The organism is Nocardioides salsibiostraticola (genome assembly GCF_054783655.1).
Genome location: NZ_BAAGQD010000025.1, coordinates 405,579 through 420,641 on the forward strand (window position 1 = coordinate 405,579; position 15,063 = coordinate 420,641).

Genomic DNA, 15,063 nt, shown 5'->3' on the forward strand with positions numbered 1-15,063 from the left:
ATATCTTGATGTCAAGATACTTCGCATGAGACTTCATCACGTGCAGGTGGCCTGCCCCTCGGGCGGCGAGGACATCGCTCGCGCGTTCTACGCGACCGGACTGGGCATGACCGAGGTGGAGAAGCCCGAGGCGTTGCGGGTCAGGGGAGGCGCCTGGTTCCGCGCGCACGACGACCAGGGGCAGGTCGCGGCCGAGATTCACGTCGGCGTCGAGGAGCCGTTCAGCCCGGCGCGCAAGGCGCACCCGGCGCTCGTGCTGGACTCCGTCGCGGCGTTGGAGGAGGTCGCCTCGCGACTGACGGCCGCGTCCTTCGAGGTCGACTGGACCCAACGTCATACCTTCGACGACCACGAGCGCTGTCACTCCTTCGACGGGGCTGGCAACCGAGTGGAGCTGCTGGCGCCCGCCCGCCTCAGATGAGGTCGAGCGTCCCCAGGTCCCGCATCGCGGCACACGAGCGCGCCACCATGGCGGCGAACATGGCGTCGCCACGGTCACTGCGAGTCCCGTAGGCGCACCCGAACACCGCGATCAGCGGCCCCTGCATCATCGCGAACCGGTAGTCCTCCCAGCAGTCCTCGAGCGAGTAGTCGGCAGCGGCCACGGGGGCATAGGCCGTCAGCGCCTGGTGGTACGCCGCCACGAGGTCGCGCTCGTGTTCCCGGCGCAACTCGATGCTGAGCCCCGTGCCGATCAGGAAGGCCAGGTCGCGGGCGGGGAGGCCGAGCGAGAGCGTCTGCCAGTCCACGGCCGTGACCGGGTCGACGCCCCCGACGCCCTCACTGTCCTCCGGGGCAAAGAGCAGGTTGTCGAGTCGGTAGTCGCCGTGCACCGGGGCGAACCGCTCAGGCCGGGTCAGCGTCCAGGCCGCGACGACGGGCACGCACGCCCGCAGCGTGGCGGTGTCCTCGGTGCTCACGAGATCGCTGAGGTTCGCGAGGAACAGATCCGTGGCGGGTCCGTAGAAGTCGGCCAACAGGTCGGCGTCTGCCTGCTCCTGGATCTTCATCCCCTCGATGTCCAGGAGGGTGGTGTCGCACCAGCGGGGCCCGTGGAGTCCAGCGAGGTTCACCGCCGCGGCCCGGGCCTGGTCCGGCGTACACCCCTGGATCTGGTCACCCTGCTCCGCGGGCGCCAGGTCCTCGAGCAGCAGCGTGAAGTCGCCGCTGGGTAGGCCGAACCCGTAGAAGCATTCCGGCGCACGTACGTCGAGGGTCGGGGCGATCTCGGTGTAGAACCGGACCTCGCAGAGGTAGGCGCCGGCCAACATCTCGCGGGCGGCGGCGTCCGGTGAGGGCAGCTTGGCCAGCACGGTGCTCTCGCCGTCGATGCCGTCGAGGCGTAGGCGGTAGCAGGCGCCGATCTGGCCGGTGCCGACCGGGCTGGCGCCTTTGAGGACCACGGGGCGCCCGAGCGCGGCGCTGAGCCACTCCGAGTTCAGGTCCGCGATGTCGGAACGCACCGACGGCTCGGGAGGGGTGGTGGGCTTCATCGGTGGTGGCTCCATCCGGGGTTGGCGGGCAGGTGGTCGAAGCGTCCGGCGGGACGTACGCCGCGCCACGCCTCCAGGACGGGAATCAGCTCGGTGGGAGTCGCGCCGTGCAGCACGACGCTGTCTGCGCCCGCCTCGAACTGGGCCAGGACGCGCTGCGCGCAGGTGGCGTCGTCGCCGGTGGCCGACGCGCCGGTCCAGGACGCCGGGAAGACCCGATCGCGCAGGTAGGTGAGGTCCTCGATGCTCCCCACGGCGTCGAAGGCTCCAGCGTGACCGGTGACCACCGGGTCCTCGCGGAAGGCCTGCAGGACGGCCGGGGCCCAGCCGTTGGCGGCGACCAGGACGTCGCCGTACCCCTGGAGGTAGGTGGCCAGGCGGCCGACCAACTTGCGTAGCCGGACCTCCTCGGGAACCGAGTCCTCCACGGTGGCCAGGACCGACCAGATGCGCACGGAGGCGGGGTCGCGGCCGGCCTGCTCGGCGGCCGTGCGGATACGCGTGACCATCCGGGCCAGGGTCTCGTCGGTGAGGAAGGTGTGCAGGACGACGCCGTCGGCGATCCGGCCCGCGAGGTCGAGGCTGTTGTTGCCGATGGCCATCATCAGGATCGGGATGTCCTCGTCGAAGGACCCGTCCTGACAGAGGAAGGGGTACTTCCCGGCCGGTCCATCGTGGTCGAAGGCCCCGCCGTGCTACAGCCGGCGATAGATACCGACGGCGTCCTCCATCTGGGCGCCCGTGACCTGGGGGAGCCCCATCAGGTCGAAGAGGATGCGGATCCCGCGGCCCAGTCCGAGCGCGTACCGGCCCCCGGACAGGCGGTGCATCGTGGTGGCCATGGTGGCGGTCACCAGGGGGTGGCGGGTGTTGTGGTTGGTCGCCGCGGTGCCGATCCCGATCGACGTGGTGGCCGCCGCGACCGCACCCGCCATCACCCCGGCGTCCTTCAGGTTGAAGCGCTCGGACAGGAAGATCGACCCCAGGCCGAGACGTTCCGCCAAACGCGCCTCGTCCAAGAGGTCCGCGGGGGAGTTGCTGTGTCCCGCGAGGCCGTAGCAGGCGAGTTCGGGAAAGGCGGGGATTGCAGCGGTCACGATCGGAAACTAGCAGTCTCGTGTGATGCCGATGACAGTTTCGCCCCCGATCATGTTACTGAGCGGTAATGTTCTGGGCATGAGCCAAGTCTTGAAGTTGTGGAACACCGCCACCGACCTGCCCGTCGTGGGCCCGATCCTGGGTCGTCGGGTCTTCTCGTTGGCGTTCAGCCAGAAGGCGCCGTACTTCGCGTCCATCCGTCCGCGTTTCACCGAGTTGCGCCCGAACCACGCCGAACTGGTCATCCCCAAGCGCCGCGGCGTACAGAACCACATCGGCACCGTGCACGCCATCGCGCTGTGCAACGGGTTGGAGGCCGCCATGGGCGCGCTCGCCGAGGCGACCATCCCCTCCGACAAGCGATGGATCCCCAAGGGCATGGACATCTCCTACACCGCCAAGGCGACCAGCGACATCACCTGCATCGCCGAGACCGACCCCGAGCAGTGGACCTCCGATGACCCCGACCTCCCCGTCCGCGTCAAGGGCGTCCGCGACGACGGCACCGTGGTCATCGAGGGCGTCATCCGGCTCTGGGTGACCCCCAAGTCCTGACGGGTCCCTTTGTTACTGACCGTCGTTACTACTAGGTGACGGTTATAACGGTCCGGTAGTAGTAACGACGGTCAGTAACAAGCGTCCGGCTCAGGTCGCGGGGACTTGGTCGGCGATGGCGGAGGTGTCGGCGCCGGAGGCGCGGCTGAGGCGGGCTTCCATCCACACAGCCAGCTTCGAGAGGCCGTAGTTGATCGTGATGAAGATCAGGCCGACCAGGAACAGGGTCTGGATCGTGTTGTCGAGGTTCTGGGAGATCAGGCCACCGCGGTTGAGCAACTCCAGGTAGCCCAGGCTGAGGAAGGCCACCAGCGAGGTGTCCTTGAGGACAACCACGAGTTGGCTGATGAGCGCGGGGAGCATCACCCGGAACGCCTGCGGCAACAGCACCTCGCGCATGGCCTGCCAACCCGTCATTCCGACCGCCAGAGCCGCTTCGCCCTGGCCGCTGGGGAGGGACGCCACCCCGGCGCGGAGGATCTCGGCGATGATGACGCAGTTGTAGAGGGTCAGCCCGAGGACGAGGTACCACAACGCGTTGCTGCCGGGCAGGGGGGCGATGAGGTCGCCGAGCCCCAACTCGAACATGAAGCGCCACACGATGACGATGGTGACGATGACCGGCAGCCCGCGAAAGAGTTGGATGAAGATCAGGATCGGGATCCGGGAGTAACGCCCGGACATCATGCGGGCCACGCCCAGCAGGACCCCGACGACCAAAGACAGGATGATAGCGAGCACGGCCGCCACCAAGGTGTTCGTGAGGCCCTTGCCGATGAGCTTCCAGACGGGGACGAAGCTCTCATCACCCGGATTGAACAGGGGGCTCCACAGTTCGCCCGCGAACTGTCCGTTGTCGTTCAGACGCTTGGCTGCGATGCCGACAAGGGCAAGGATCACCAGGGCGCCCACGACGGTGCCGATGAGGGCACGACGCCGGGCCTTGGGGCCGGGGATGTCGTAGAGGACGGAGGCACTCATCGAACGATCGCCACCTTTCGCTCAATGACCTCCAGGAGTAGCCCGGCGGTCAGGGTGATGATGAGGTAGCCGATCGCCACACCGGTCAGGACCGGGATGAACGCGAAACCCTGAGCGCTGGTGAGCGTGCCGCCGAGGCTGAACAGGTCGCGACCGACACCGAAGGCGCCCACGACCGCAGAGTTCTTGAACATCGCGATGATCACGCTGCCCAAGGGCGGAACAGAGGCCCGGAAGGCCTGGGGAAGGATCACCTGCCCCAGCGACTGGGTGAACGTCAGGCCGATGGCTCGGGCGGCCTCGGCCTGCCCGGCTTGCACCGAGTTGATCCCGGACCTCAGCGCCTCACAGACGAAGGCGGAGGTGTAGATGATCAGCCCGGTGATGCCGAAGACGTAGAAAGAGGTGTTGACCCCAACCTCGGGCAGCCCGAAGGCCATGAAGAACAAGACGATCGAGAGCGGACAGTTACGCCATACGTTCACCCACGCGGTGCCGAAGGCTTGCAGCGAGGGGACCGGCGAGACCCGGAACGCGGCGATGAGGGTGCCGAGCGCGAGTGAGCCGACCATCGCCCACAGGCAGATGCCCAAGGAACGAAGCAGCCCGTCCCAGTACAGGTCGAGGTTCGACAGGACCGGGTCGAAGTAATCGATCATGCTCAGCACTTTCCGATCGAGGGGCACGGTGCCGGGGTACGCCGTTCGGCGTACCCCGGCTCACGTGAGGGCTAGGTGCGGACTAGCTCACTTGCACTCGTTGGGCTCGGGCAGCGTCGGGGTCTCGGTGCCCTCGTTCTGTCCCGCGGTGGCTTCCCAGGCGGCGACGTAGGCGTCCTCGTTCTCGGCCAGCGTCTCGTTGATGAACTCGCAGAACGCGACGTCGCCCTTGGCGATACCGATGCCGTAGGGCTCGTCGGTGAACTGCTCCCCGACGAGTTTGAAGTCATCGGGGCTCGCGGCGACGAAGCCGAGCAGGATCACGTTGTCGGTGGTGACGACCTGAACCTGACCGTTGGCCAGGGAGTCCGCGCACTTGTCGTAGGTGTCGAAGAGCACCAGCTGGTTCGGGTCGGCGAGGAACTCCTTGATCTGCTCAGACGGCGTGGAGCCGGTGACCGAGCAGACCTTGATGCTGGCGTCGTTCAGGTCTTCGGGGCTGGAGACGGAGTCGTCGTCCTTGGCCACCATCAGCTGCTGGCCTGCGGTGTAGTACGGACCGGCGAAGGTGATCCGATCGGCACGCTCGTCGTTGATCGTGTACGTCGCCACGACCATGTCGACGGTGGCGTCCTCGATCACCTGCTCGCGGATGTCGGAGGTCGACTCGGTGTAGGTGATGCCACTGTCGTCGATGCCCAGGGCGCCGGCGATGATCTTGGCGACCTCGACGTCGAAACCCTCAGGGGTGTCGTCCAGGCCCAGCAGACCGAAGCCCGGCTGGTCGAACTTGGTGCCGACACGGATCTCGCCGGCCTCGGACAGGGTGGCCATGGTCGTTCCGGCTTCGAACTCGGGCGAGTCGGCGACCTCGACCTCGGTGTCACCACCGTCGCTGCCACAGGCAGCCAGGGTGAGAGCAAGCGCGGCCACGGCCGCGGCCGTCTTGGATCGGGTGAATCGCATGTTGTTTCTCCTCTTACTTGGGGTTCGGTGCATGTGGAGCGGTGAAGTGGATCAGTGCTTGAGGATCTTGCCGAGGAAGTCCTGCGCGCGTTCGCTCTGCGGGTTGGTGAAGAACTCCTCGGGGGTGTTCTCCTCCACGATGGCGCCGTCGGCCATGAACAGCACCCGGTCGGCCGCGGTACGGGCGAAGCCCATCTCGTGGGTGACCACGACCATCGTCATGCCCTGCTCGGCGAGGTCGACCATGACGTCGAGGACCTCTTTGATCATCTCGGGGTCCAGAGCCGAGGTCGGCTCGTCGAAGAGCATCACCTTCGGCTCCATGGCCAGCGCACGGGCGATCGCGACGCGTTGCTGCTGGCCGCCGGAGAGTTGGGCGGGGTACTTGTCGGCCTGGTGGCCGATGCCGACCCGGTCGAGCAGCTCGGCGGCCTTCTTGTCCGCGTCGGCCTTCTTCTGCTTGCGTACCTTGATCGGCCCGAGCGTCACGTTCTCGCGGATCGTCTTGTGAGCGAAGAGGTTGAAGGACTGGAAGACCATTCCGACCTCGGCGCGCAGGCTGGCCAACTCCTTGCCCTCCTCGGGCAGCGGCTTGCCGTCCAGGGTGATCGAACCCTTGTCGATCGTCTCGAGGCGGTTGATCGCCCGGCACAGCGTCGACTTGCCCGAACCGGAGGGACCGATCACCACGACGACCTCGCCACGCTTGACCGTGACGTTGATGTCCTGGAGGACGTGGAGGTCGCCGTACCACTTCTCGACGCCGTCCAAGACGACGAGCGGTTCGCCGCGACCGGCCTGAATGTCCTCCTGCTGCTGCGCGCTCATACCCGGAACCTAACCGCGCGGGGCCCGCTAGGGCATCACCGGAATGGGCTGGGTCACAGATCGCGACCAAACCGTGACCTGCCGATCAGCGGGTCTAGACGGCTTGCAGCGCCTCGGTCAGGCGCTTGACGAAGCCGGGACGGAGCAGTTTGTTGGCGGTCACGTTGCGCTGGGAGGTCGAGATGATGACCGTGTCGGCGTCGAGGATCGCGTCGATGAAGTCCTGATCATCGGCGGTGTTGCGGTCCCAGAGGAACCGGCCGTCGGCGAAGAGGGGCCGCAGGTTCTCCAGGCCGAAGTAGGTGAAGGAGTCCCCGATCAGGGTGGTGACGCCGGGCAGTGCCGCGTCGCCTGGAGTCCGCCAGCGCTGAACCCCGCCGTACTCCTGGTAGTAGTCGTAGGTCTCGCTGTCCGCGGTGGGTACGGCGGGCGCCCCCACGCTGAGCTGGGCCGACGGGGCGGTCTCCGCCGCGGTGAGCCCGATCAGGTCGTTGAGGTCGCTGACCTGAGTGCGGGTGCCGCTCTCGACGGTGATCCGGGCCGCGAGCGCCGGGTCGAGCGCGGCGGCCAGGGCCTCGGCGTAGGTCAGGGAGCCCACGGTGGTCCAGTGGGTGTCCTGCTTCCAGTAGTTCTGGACGCCTGCTGCGTGCTGATCGGCCAGGGGCCGGCGCAAAGGGAGGTAGCGCGGGTCGTCGTACCGGTCCAAGACGCGGTTCTGGGCCCGGATCCCGGCGCGGGCGCACTGTCCGTGGGGGACGACGTCGGGCAGTTCGTCGCCGACGATCGCGGTCTTGTTGGGAGCGACCGAGAAGACCACGGTGCGGCCGGACTGTTCGATACGGCGTGCCACCAGCGCGAGCCGGTCGAGCTGTTCGGCGAAGGCGGCACCGTCGTCACACCCCCGGTCGAAGTCCTGGCCGAAGAAGAGGTAGCCGTTCTCGCCGCGCACCACCAGCGGGGAGGTGAGCAGGGGTCCGTCCGGGCCCTGGATACGGGGGAGAGTGACGGGTGGCGGGCCGCTGGGCGGCAGGGTGCCTAGCAGGTTGAAGTCCGACCACGCCTTGGCGCGCACGGCCGGCTTGCGGATCGGTAGGTGGTCGGCTGCCCACGGCGCGAGGTCCGCCAAGGCGCTGAAGCCGTCGGACGGGTCGGGTCGGGCCGCAAGGGGGCGGTTCTCGAAGGCCTCAGGACGGAACCCGAGGGCATAGCTCCCCAATGGTCCGAAGACGAACCCGAACGCCACGACGGCGGTCAGCACGCGGCGCAGGCTCATCGGGGTCGTCTCCTTGCGGTGGGTCATGGCATCAGAACTGGAAGTAGAGGAAGGGGCTGAAGGTGCCCGCGATGGCTGCGATGGCGACGTACGGCGAGATCACGAGGGTGCCACCGCGCAACGTCATACGGACCCGGTCGGGCCACTGGTCGAGGCCGTCGAGGACCCGTCCGGTGACCCAGTGACCTGGGATCAGGGTGCTGGCGACCACGAGCCCGAGCAGGACCATCTGGAAGGTACCGATCCCGATGGCGACGTCCGGGTCGAGGCCGAACAGGGGCTCTCGCAGCAGATCGGGTCGCAGCATGGCGCCGGCCATTCGGCCGAACTCACCGAGGTCGGCGGCCCGGAAGAGCACCCAACCGAAGACGATCAGCACGAAGGTGGCGGCGCGGCGTACGACCGTGAAGCCCTCGAGCCGGCCCAGCCCGGTCGCACGCTCGATGATCAGCAGCGCCCCGTGGTAGGCGCCCCACAGGAGGAACGTCCAGGCCGCGCCGTGCCAGAGGCCGGTGAGGAGGAAGACGATCACCAGGTTGCGGTACGTCGCCCCGCCGCCCCCGCGGTTACCGCCCAGGGGGATGTAGAGGTAGTCGCGGAACCAGCGGGACAGTGACATGTGCCAGCGGCGCCAGAAGTCGGTGACCGAGACCGCGGAGTAGGGGCGACGGAAGTTCTCGGGCAGGCGCAGGCCGAACATCAGGCCCAGCCCGATGGCCATGTCGGAGTAGCCGGAGAAGTCGAAGTAGATCTGACCGGTGTAGGCGATGGCGCCGATCCAGGCGGTGGTGAAGCTGGGGTCGTTGACGGCGAACGCGGCGTCGGCGATGGGTGCGAGCGAGTCGGCGATCACGACCTTCTTGGTCAACCCCCAGAGGAACACCGGGAAGCCGAGCAGGAAGTCGTCGAACTTGTCGTGCTGCTGGTGGCGGAGCTGGTCGGCGATCTCGTGGTAGCGCACGATCGGGCCGGCGACCAGCTGCGGGAACATCGCGATGTAGGTGGCGAAGGTCAGCGGGTTGCGCATCGGCGGGCGCTCGCCGCGGTAGATGTCGACCACGTAGGAGAGGTGGTGGAAGGTGAAGAAGCTGATCCCGATCGGCAGCGCCACCGCGATCACCGGCGAGCCCGTGCCACCCAGAGCGCGCCCGAAGGAGTCGATCGCCTCGCTGGCGAAGCCGAGGTACTTCCAGATCGCCAGCACGCCGAGATCGGCCATGACGGTCAGGAGCAGGATCCACTTCGCCCGCACCATCGGCGGGCGAACGATCACCGAGCCTCGTGCCTCGGGGGGTGCGGCCGCCTCCCGTTCGCGCGCCTTACCGATGCTCAGTCCGGCGACGTAGTTGACCACCATCATGGTCAACAAAAGCAGCACGAACTCCTCGCCGCCCACGGCGTAGAAGCCGAGGGAGAAGACCGCGAGCACGCCGTTGCGGAAGCGTTGCGGCAGCACCCAGTGGGCCACGAGGACCGCAGGCAGGAAGTACCACAAGAACAGTGGTGCGGCGAAGGACAACGGGCGCTCCTGGAGCGGATAGAGCGCGGTCGGAGCGCGGAACTACAGGCGCGGTGACTCTAACAGCGTGGACCCGACCGTGTGTGCGTCCGAGGACGGGGCCTCCGAGATGGGTGATGGGCCGGGGTGCGCCGTACAGTTGGACGGTCATGACTGCCACCCCTGTTGCCGCCGCCCGGACCTACGAGGTCAAGACCTACGGGTGTCAGATGAACGTCCACGACTCCGAGCGGCTGACCGGGTTGCTCGAGGACGCTGGACACCGGCCCGTCGCGGCGGGCGAGCAGGCCGACATCGTGGTGTTCAACACCTGCGCGGTCCGCGAGAACGCCGACAACAAGCTGTACGGCAACCTCTCGCAACTGGCGCCGATGAAGAAGGCCAACCCCGACCTCCAGATCGCGGTGGGTGGCTGTCTGGCGCAGAAGGACCGTGAGGTGATCACCGAGAAGGCGCCGCACGTCGACGTCGTCTTCGGCACCCACAACATCGGCTCGTTGCCCGCGCTGTTGGACCGGGCCCGCGTCCAGGCCGAGGCGCAGGTCGAGATCCTCGAGTCCCTGGAGGTGTTCCCCTCCACGTTGCCGACCAAGCGCGACTCGGCGTACGCCGCCTGGGTGTCGATCTCGGTCGGCTGCAACAACACCTGCACGTTCTGCATCGTCCCCGCCCTGCGCGGCAAGGAGAAGGACCGCCGACCCGGGGACATCCTCGCCGAGATCCGTGCATTGGTCGCCGACGGTGTCTGCGAGGTGACGCTGCTGGGGCAGAACGTCAACGCCTACGGCGTCGAGTTCGGGGACCGCCAGGCCTTCTCGAAACTGCTGCGTGCCTGCGGTGAGATCGAGGGACTCGACCGGGTCCGCTTCACCTCACCCCACCCGGCGGAGTTCACCGACGACGTCATCGAGGCGATGGCGGCCACGCCCAACGTGATGCCGCAGTTGCACATGCCGCTGCAGTCGGGCTCCGACCGCATCCTCAAGGCGATGCGTCGTTCCTACCGCACCACCAAGTTCCTCGGGATCATCGACCGGGTCCGTGCGGCCATGCCGGACGCGGCGATCACGACCGACATCATCGTCGGGTTCCCCGGCGAGACCGAGGAGGACTTTCAGGGGACGCTGGATGTCGTCGCGGCGGCGAGGTTCGCCGGTGCCTACACCTTCCAGTACTCCAAGCGACCTGGGACGCCGGCCACGGATCTGCCCGATCAGGTGCCGCCCGACGTCGTGCGTCACCGCTACGACCGTCTCGCCGCGCTGGTCAACGACGTGGCCTGGGCCGAGAACAAGCCACTCGTGGGTCGCCGGGTCGAGTTGATGGTGGCCGAGGGTGCGGGTCGCAAGGACCGCGAGACACACCGGCTGTCCGGGCGAGGACCCGACAACCGCCTCGTCCACTTCCTGCCTCCCTCGGGTGCCGAGGCCGATCACGGCATCCGACCCGGTGACCGCGTCACGGTGGAAATCACCTATGCCGCGCCGCACCACCTGGTCGCCGACGGGCCGGTGCTGGACGTGCAGCACACCCGATCCGGGGACGCCTGGGCGATCCGACAGGGCCACCCCGTGGCCACCCCCGGAGTCACGCTGGGCATGCCGACGCTCGGAGTCCCCGAAGCCCTACCGCCGGCGCCCGCCTGCGGCTGAGGCCCTCAGACCCCGTCGTGGCGACCTGGCTCATAGGCCGCCTCGTCGGAGCGCGGGTCATAACTCGAGTACCCCGATTTCGGGGGAAGGCCGGCCTGGGAGTTCTGCTGGTGGGGCTGGTCCTCGATGGCGTCGGTCTCCTCGCGGGGCTCGCCCTCGCTGGTGTCACGGCTCCCCGTGGGGGCGATCTCACCTTCGCTGGTGTGGCCCGGTCGCCCACTGCTGACCCCGATGTCGCCCTCGACGTTCTGGTCGGTGGCGGTGACGTCGTACTCCTGCGGATCGTTGCTCATGGGGCATCGGTACCCCGGTACGCGAATGTCATGCAGGCCCGGGGCTAGGCCTGTGGATAGCCGGATGCGGCGCAGCCGGATCGCGGCGATGCTGCACTGGTGCCCCTCTCGGTTTCAGACGCGATGCTTCGACTCGGTGGTGTGGCGCGTCGAGGTCAGTTGGTGCAAGTGACCTCACGAGCCGCGGTCGACGCGGCCCTTCGAGCGAAATCGATCGTCCCCGTTCAGCGAGGGGTCTATGCGTCAGCGGCAGCTGATGACGCGCTGCGCGTAGCCGGCAGCATGTCGGGGACTTTGTCCCATCTGAGCGCCGCGCTGCACCATGGTTGGGCGGTCAAGGTGCCTCCCGAGAAGCCGGAGATCATCTTGCCCCGCGGCCGTCGCATCGGCTTTGAGCATCGTCGCTCGGCTCGCATCATGCGCGCCGACCTGGGGCCGGACGACGTGCGGGACGGGGTGACCACCCAGGAGCGGACCCTGATGGACTGCCTCAAACGAGAGGAGTTCGATTCCGGCCTCGCCGTCGCCGACTCGGCTGTACGCGCGGGCTTCTCGCATCCCTTGATGCTGGCGCTCGCCCGGGACGTCCGAGGACCCCACGCCCTTCGGGCTCGCCGGGTGGCAGCGTCGGCCTCGCCCCTCGCGGCAAATCCGTTCGAGTCAGTTCTCCGGGCCATCGGGACGGAGGTGGTCGGGCTGCAGCTTCGGCCCCAGGTGCCCATCTACGGTGTGAACTTCTTGGGTCGGCCGGACCTCGTAGACCCAGAACTGCGCATCATCGTCGAAGCTGACTCCTTCGAGTGGCACGGCGGACGCGCGGCGCTGCGGTCAGACACGCGGCGCTACAACGAGTTCGTGGTGCACGGGTGGTTGGTGCTGCGTTTCGCCTGGGAGGACGTGATGTTCGAACCGGAGTGGGTGCGGTCGGTGCTCCAGCGGGCCGTTGCACAGCGGTCCGGCAACGCAGCCTCGTAGCCAGACATACACATTTCGATCTCGGCGGCGCCAGACCCTGCCACTGCGGGGGATGAGATCCTGCGATCTGAATTGTGTATGTCTGGCTACGACAGTCAGGCCGGAGACTCCTCGTCGGCTTCGCCCTCGTCGCCCGTGTCGTCCTCGTCCTCCTCGCCGTCGGACTCGGTGGCCTTGGTCGAGGTGTCCTCGCCCTTCTTCATCTCGTCGGGAAGGGCGTCCTCCACCGCCGGATTGTGGTCGGGGTCGAGATCGTGCACGGGTGGGGTGGTTTCGCCCGCGTCGATGGCGTCCGCGCCTCCGGGGTTGGTCTCGCCGGGCTCGATCTTCGCGTCGGGCTTGGGGCCCAGGTTGTCGTCGCTCATGAGGTCCTCTCGAATCCAAAGGTGGAATAGGCGGTCGTGGTGCCGGTGCGTAGAGACTCCAGCACCGACAGTTCGTGGGGCACCACCGGGTGGGGCAGTTCGTTGAGCGGGAACCATCTCAGATCGGCGCACTTCGCTGGCTCCACGATTTGCGGTTCGCCGCTCCACGACCAGGACTGGAAGAAGAAATCCACCCGTTCGTCGATCGGCAGGTCGTGCTGCGTGCGGTGCATGGTGGTGACGAAGTCCAGGTCCAGGTCGGCGACACCGATCTCTTCGAAGGCCTCGCGCTGCGCGGCCTGCGCCGCGGTTTCGCCCCGCTCGACGTGGCCGGCGGCGGCCGCGGCCCAGTGGTCATCCATGTAGCCGGTGTTCTGCCGCAGTTGGAGGAGGACCTCGACGTCGGCGCCGGCGTCGCGCATCAGATAGATGTACGACGCCGGCACCACGACGAAACGCCCCGAGGCGTCGGTATTCACTGGGACGGCTGGTCCAAGGAGGACTCTGCGTTCTCCGCCTGCTTCTTCGCGGCGTCCGATCCGCTGTTCTCGTCGGCGAGTTCGCTGTCGTGCTCCCCGGGCGGAGTCTGCTTCGGCTCGCCGGTCAGGTCGTCGTCGGTCGTCGGGGACTCGCTCACTTCAGGTCGTCGTTCTTACCGTCGAGCTTGTCCAGCGCGTCGGTGAGCTTCTCCGAGGCGCCAGCGATCTTGTCGCTGTGCTTGCCGCCGGTCTTGTCGTCGACGAAGTTGGCTGCCTTGTCGAGGCCGTCCTCGATCTTGTCGGCGTGCTCGTCGACAGCATCGGTCAACTTGTTCTTCGCGTCATCAAGAAATCCCACGGTGTTCCCCCTGTGGTCGGTCGGCTCCGCGGTCGAAGCCGGGTGCTTGCGACACTACCCACATGCCTCGCACCCCGGACAAACCCCCGATCATCGCGATCGTCGGGTTCACCGCCTCCGGGAAGACGGGGCTCTCTCTCGATCTCGCGCAGGCCTTGGGTGGAGAGGTCATCAACACCGACTCGATGCAGGTCTATCGGGGGATGGACATCGGCACCGCCAAACTCCCCGCCTCCGAGCGCCGGGGTGTCCCCCATCACCTCCTCGACCTGTTGGACGTCACCGAGCCGCTGACCGTGGCCGAGTTCCAGGGCTGGGCCACGGAGTCGGTGAGCGCTCTGCGGCAGGCGGGGAGCACCCCGGTGCTCGTGGGGGGATCGGCGCTCTACACCCGCGCGATCACCGATGGGTTGGCCTTTCAAGAAACCGACCCGGAGGTGCGCGCCCGCTGGGAGGCCGAACTGGCGCGGGTGGGGGAGCAGGCCCTGCACCGGCATCTGACCACGGTGGACCCGACGGCCGCGGCGACGATCCCCGCGGAGAACGGGCGCCGAGTCGTTCGCGCACTCGAGGTGATCGAACTGACCGGCCAGCCGTACGCCGCCAGCATGCCGGAGTTGGCGTACGCCGATCCGCTCACCGTCCAGATCGGTCTGGCCATCGACCGGCCCACGCTGGATGCGCGCATCGAGCAGCGGGTGCAGCAGATGTTCGACGCCGGATTCGTCGCCGAGGTGGAAGCGCTCCTCGCGATGGGGCTCGCGCAGGGCCGGACGGCGTCGCGGGCGATCGGCTATCGGGAGGTGGCGGCGTACCTCGCGGGGGAGATGAGCCTGGCGCACGCACAGGAGCGGACCGTGATCCGGACCCGGCAGTTCGCGCGGCGGCAGGACGCCTGGTTCAAGCGGGATCACCGCATCGAGTGGGTGCCCTACGACTCGGGTGACCTGTTGTCGGCGGCCACCTCCATCATCGAGAGCCTGACCACTGAGGGGACCTCATGACCACGTACCGCTACTACACCGCAACGACCCTGGACGGCTACCTGGCCGACGAGAACGACTCGCTCGACTGGTTGTTCACCCAGGACATCGATGCGGCGGGCGCGATGAACTACGCCGACTTCATCTCAGAGGTCGGGGCTGTGGTGATGGGCGCGACGACCTACGAATGGGTTCTCGAGCACGAGGTGGCCCAGGGGAACCCGTGGCCCTACGACCAACCCTGCTTCGTGTTCACCCACCGGGAGCTGAGCCCGGCGGTCGAGACCGTGCACATCGTCCAGGGCGAGCCGGGGGAGCATCGCGCGCGACTGGAGGAGGCGGCCGGCGAGCGCGGTGTCTGGGTGGTCGGTGGAGGCGACCTGGCGGCTCAGTTCGCGGCGGCCGGGATGCTCGACGAGGTGCTGGTGAGCATTGCCCCGGTCACCCTGGGGGCGGGCCGGCCACTGTTCCCGCGGCCCTTCGACCTGCGACTGATCGAGGTGGCGCAGAACCGGGCCTTCGTGTGTGCGAGGTACGCCGTGGTGGGGCCACACGTCTAGACCACAGAGGAAAGCCCCTCCGTCCG

18 protein-coding genes and 1 pseudogene are annotated in these 15,063 nt (G+C 67.7%); 6 read left to right on the forward strand and 13 right to left on the reverse strand.

From position 1 onward, the window contains the following. Window positions 1-25 precede the first annotated feature (25 nt). Window positions 26-421: a VOC family protein gene (locus ACYVLV_RS14225; RefSeq protein WP_460810902.1), complete on the forward strand. Its 396-nt coding sequence runs from the start codon at window positions 26-28 to the stop codon at window positions 419-421. Here the strand turns inward: ACYVLV_RS14225 and ACYVLV_RS14230 are convergent. Both ACYVLV_RS14230 and ACYVLV_RS14235 read right to left on the reverse strand, forming a co-directional pair. After that, on the reverse strand, window positions 414-1,493 hold the full coding sequence (locus tag ACYVLV_RS14230; protein ID WP_460810904.1) for a phosphotransferase family protein: 1,080 nt from the start codon (window positions 1,491-1,493) through the stop codon (window positions 414-416). The genes ACYVLV_RS14225 and ACYVLV_RS14230 overlap by 8 nt on opposite strands. Next, a pseudogene (locus tag ACYVLV_RS14235) lies at window positions 1,490-2,590 on the reverse strand (TIGR03857 family LLM class F420-dependent oxidoreductase). The gene ACYVLV_RS14230 and the pseudogene ACYVLV_RS14235 overlap by 4 nt, the downstream one beginning before the upstream one ends. Before the next feature lie 79 nt (window positions 2,591-2,669). Here ACYVLV_RS14235 and ACYVLV_RS14240 point away from each other — a divergent pair. Continuing rightward, complete coding sequence (locus tag ACYVLV_RS14240; RefSeq protein WP_460810906.1) at window positions 2,670-3,146, forward strand: hotdog fold domain-containing protein; 477 nt, start codon at window positions 2,670-2,672, stop codon at window positions 3,144-3,146. Between the two features lie 90 nt (window positions 3,147-3,236). Here the strand turns inward: ACYVLV_RS14240 and ACYVLV_RS14245 are convergent, their stop codons facing one another. The 6 genes from ACYVLV_RS14245 to ACYVLV_RS14270 all read right to left on the reverse strand — a co-directional run bounded on the left by ACYVLV_RS14245 (window position 3,237) and on the right by ACYVLV_RS14270 (window position 9,372). Next, entirely contained in the window at window positions 3,237-4,127 is an 891-nt protein-coding gene (locus ACYVLV_RS14245) for an amino acid ABC transporter permease (RefSeq protein ID WP_460810908.1), read from the reverse strand. Next, complete coding sequence (locus tag ACYVLV_RS14250) at window positions 4,124-4,786, reverse strand: amino acid ABC transporter permease (RefSeq protein WP_460810909.1); 663 nt, start codon at window positions 4,784-4,786, stop codon at window positions 4,124-4,126. The genes ACYVLV_RS14245 and ACYVLV_RS14250 overlap by 4 nt, the downstream gene beginning before the upstream one ends. 87 nt (window positions 4,787-4,873) lie before the next feature. Next, window positions 4,874-5,752, reverse strand: coding sequence for a glutamate ABC transporter substrate-binding protein (locus tag ACYVLV_RS14255; protein ID WP_460810911.1), 879 nt, complete (start codon window positions 5,750-5,752; stop codon window positions 4,874-4,876). A gap of 51 nt (window positions 5,753-5,803) precedes the next feature. Continuing rightward, entirely contained in the window at window positions 5,804-6,580 is a 777-nt protein-coding gene (locus ACYVLV_RS14260) for an amino acid ABC transporter ATP-binding protein (RefSeq protein WP_460810912.1), read from the reverse strand. A 94-nt stretch (window positions 6,581-6,674) separates the two neighbouring features. Continuing rightward, window positions 6,675-7,880 (reverse strand): alginate O-acetyltransferase AlgX-related protein, encoded by a 1,206-nt coding sequence (locus tag ACYVLV_RS14265; RefSeq protein WP_460810913.1) that lies wholly within the window; start codon window positions 7,878-7,880, stop codon window positions 6,675-6,677. A 4-nt stretch (window positions 7,881-7,884) separates the two neighbouring features. Next, on the reverse strand, window positions 7,885-9,372 hold the full coding sequence (locus ACYVLV_RS14270) for an MBOAT family O-acyltransferase (protein ID WP_460810915.1): 1,488 nt from the start codon (window positions 9,370-9,372) through the stop codon (window positions 7,885-7,887). 149 nt (window positions 9,373-9,521) lie between these two features. Here ACYVLV_RS14270 and miaB point away from each other — a divergent pair, with 149 nt between their 5' ends. Continuing rightward, a complete protein-coding gene (gene miaB, locus ACYVLV_RS14275) occupies window positions 9,522-11,024 on the forward strand; it encodes a tRNA (N6-isopentenyl adenosine(37)-C2)-methylthiotransferase MiaB (protein WP_460810917.1) in 1,503 nt (500 codons plus the stop codon). A gap of 5 nt (window positions 11,025-11,029) precedes the next feature. On the opposite strand, the gene ACYVLV_RS14280 is transcribed toward miaB, so the two are convergent. Beyond that, window positions 11,030-11,317, reverse strand: coding sequence for a hypothetical protein (locus ACYVLV_RS14280; RefSeq protein WP_460810918.1), 288 nt, complete (start codon window positions 11,315-11,317; stop codon window positions 11,030-11,032). 282 nt (window positions 11,318-11,599) lie between these two features. On the opposite strand from ACYVLV_RS14280, the gene ACYVLV_RS14285 reads away from it, so the two are divergent. Next, on the forward strand, window positions 11,600-12,292 hold the full coding sequence (locus tag ACYVLV_RS14285; RefSeq protein ID WP_460810919.1) for a DUF559 domain-containing protein: 693 nt from the start codon (window positions 11,600-11,602) through the stop codon (window positions 12,290-12,292). A 95-nt stretch (window positions 12,293-12,387) separates the two neighbouring features. Here ACYVLV_RS14285 and ACYVLV_RS14290 read toward each other — a convergent pair whose 3' ends face one another. From ACYVLV_RS14290 to ACYVLV_RS14305, 4 genes are read right to left on the reverse strand one after another with little or no spacing between them, the layout of a single operon-like run. Next, the gene (locus tag ACYVLV_RS14290; RefSeq protein ID WP_460810921.1) at window positions 12,388-12,657 is read right to left on the reverse strand and encodes a hypothetical protein; all 270 of its coding nucleotides are present in this window, start codon (window positions 12,655-12,657) and stop codon (window positions 12,388-12,390) included. After that, window positions 12,654-13,136: an NUDIX hydrolase gene (locus ACYVLV_RS14295; RefSeq protein WP_460810923.1), complete on the reverse strand. Its 483-nt coding sequence runs from the start codon at window positions 13,134-13,136 to the stop codon at window positions 12,654-12,656. Before ACYVLV_RS14295 ends, ACYVLV_RS14290 begins: the two co-directional genes overlap by 4 nt. Then, window positions 13,133-13,294, reverse strand: coding sequence for a hypothetical protein (locus ACYVLV_RS14300; RefSeq protein WP_460810924.1), 162 nt, complete (start codon window positions 13,292-13,294; stop codon window positions 13,133-13,135). The genes ACYVLV_RS14295 and ACYVLV_RS14300 overlap by 4 nt, the downstream gene beginning before the upstream one ends. Beyond that, window positions 13,291-13,494, reverse strand: a complete 204-nt coding sequence (locus ACYVLV_RS14305) for an antitoxin (protein WP_460810926.1) — start codon at window positions 13,492-13,494, stop codon at window positions 13,291-13,293. The genes ACYVLV_RS14300 and ACYVLV_RS14305 overlap by 4 nt, the downstream gene beginning before the upstream one ends. Before the next feature lie 62 nt (window positions 13,495-13,556). Here ACYVLV_RS14305 and miaA point away from each other — a divergent pair, with 62 nt between their 5' ends. Continuing rightward, window positions 13,557-14,498: a tRNA (adenosine(37)-N6)-dimethylallyltransferase MiaA gene (gene miaA / locus ACYVLV_RS14310; RefSeq protein WP_460810927.1), complete on the forward strand. Its 942-nt coding sequence runs from the start codon at window positions 13,557-13,559 to the stop codon at window positions 14,496-14,498. Continuing rightward, window positions 14,495-15,037 (forward strand): dihydrofolate reductase family protein, encoded by a 543-nt coding sequence (locus tag ACYVLV_RS14315; protein WP_460810928.1) that lies wholly within the window; start codon window positions 14,495-14,497, stop codon window positions 15,035-15,037. The genes miaA and ACYVLV_RS14315 overlap by 4 nt, the downstream gene beginning before the upstream one ends. Window positions 15,038-15,063: the final 26 nt, after the last annotated feature.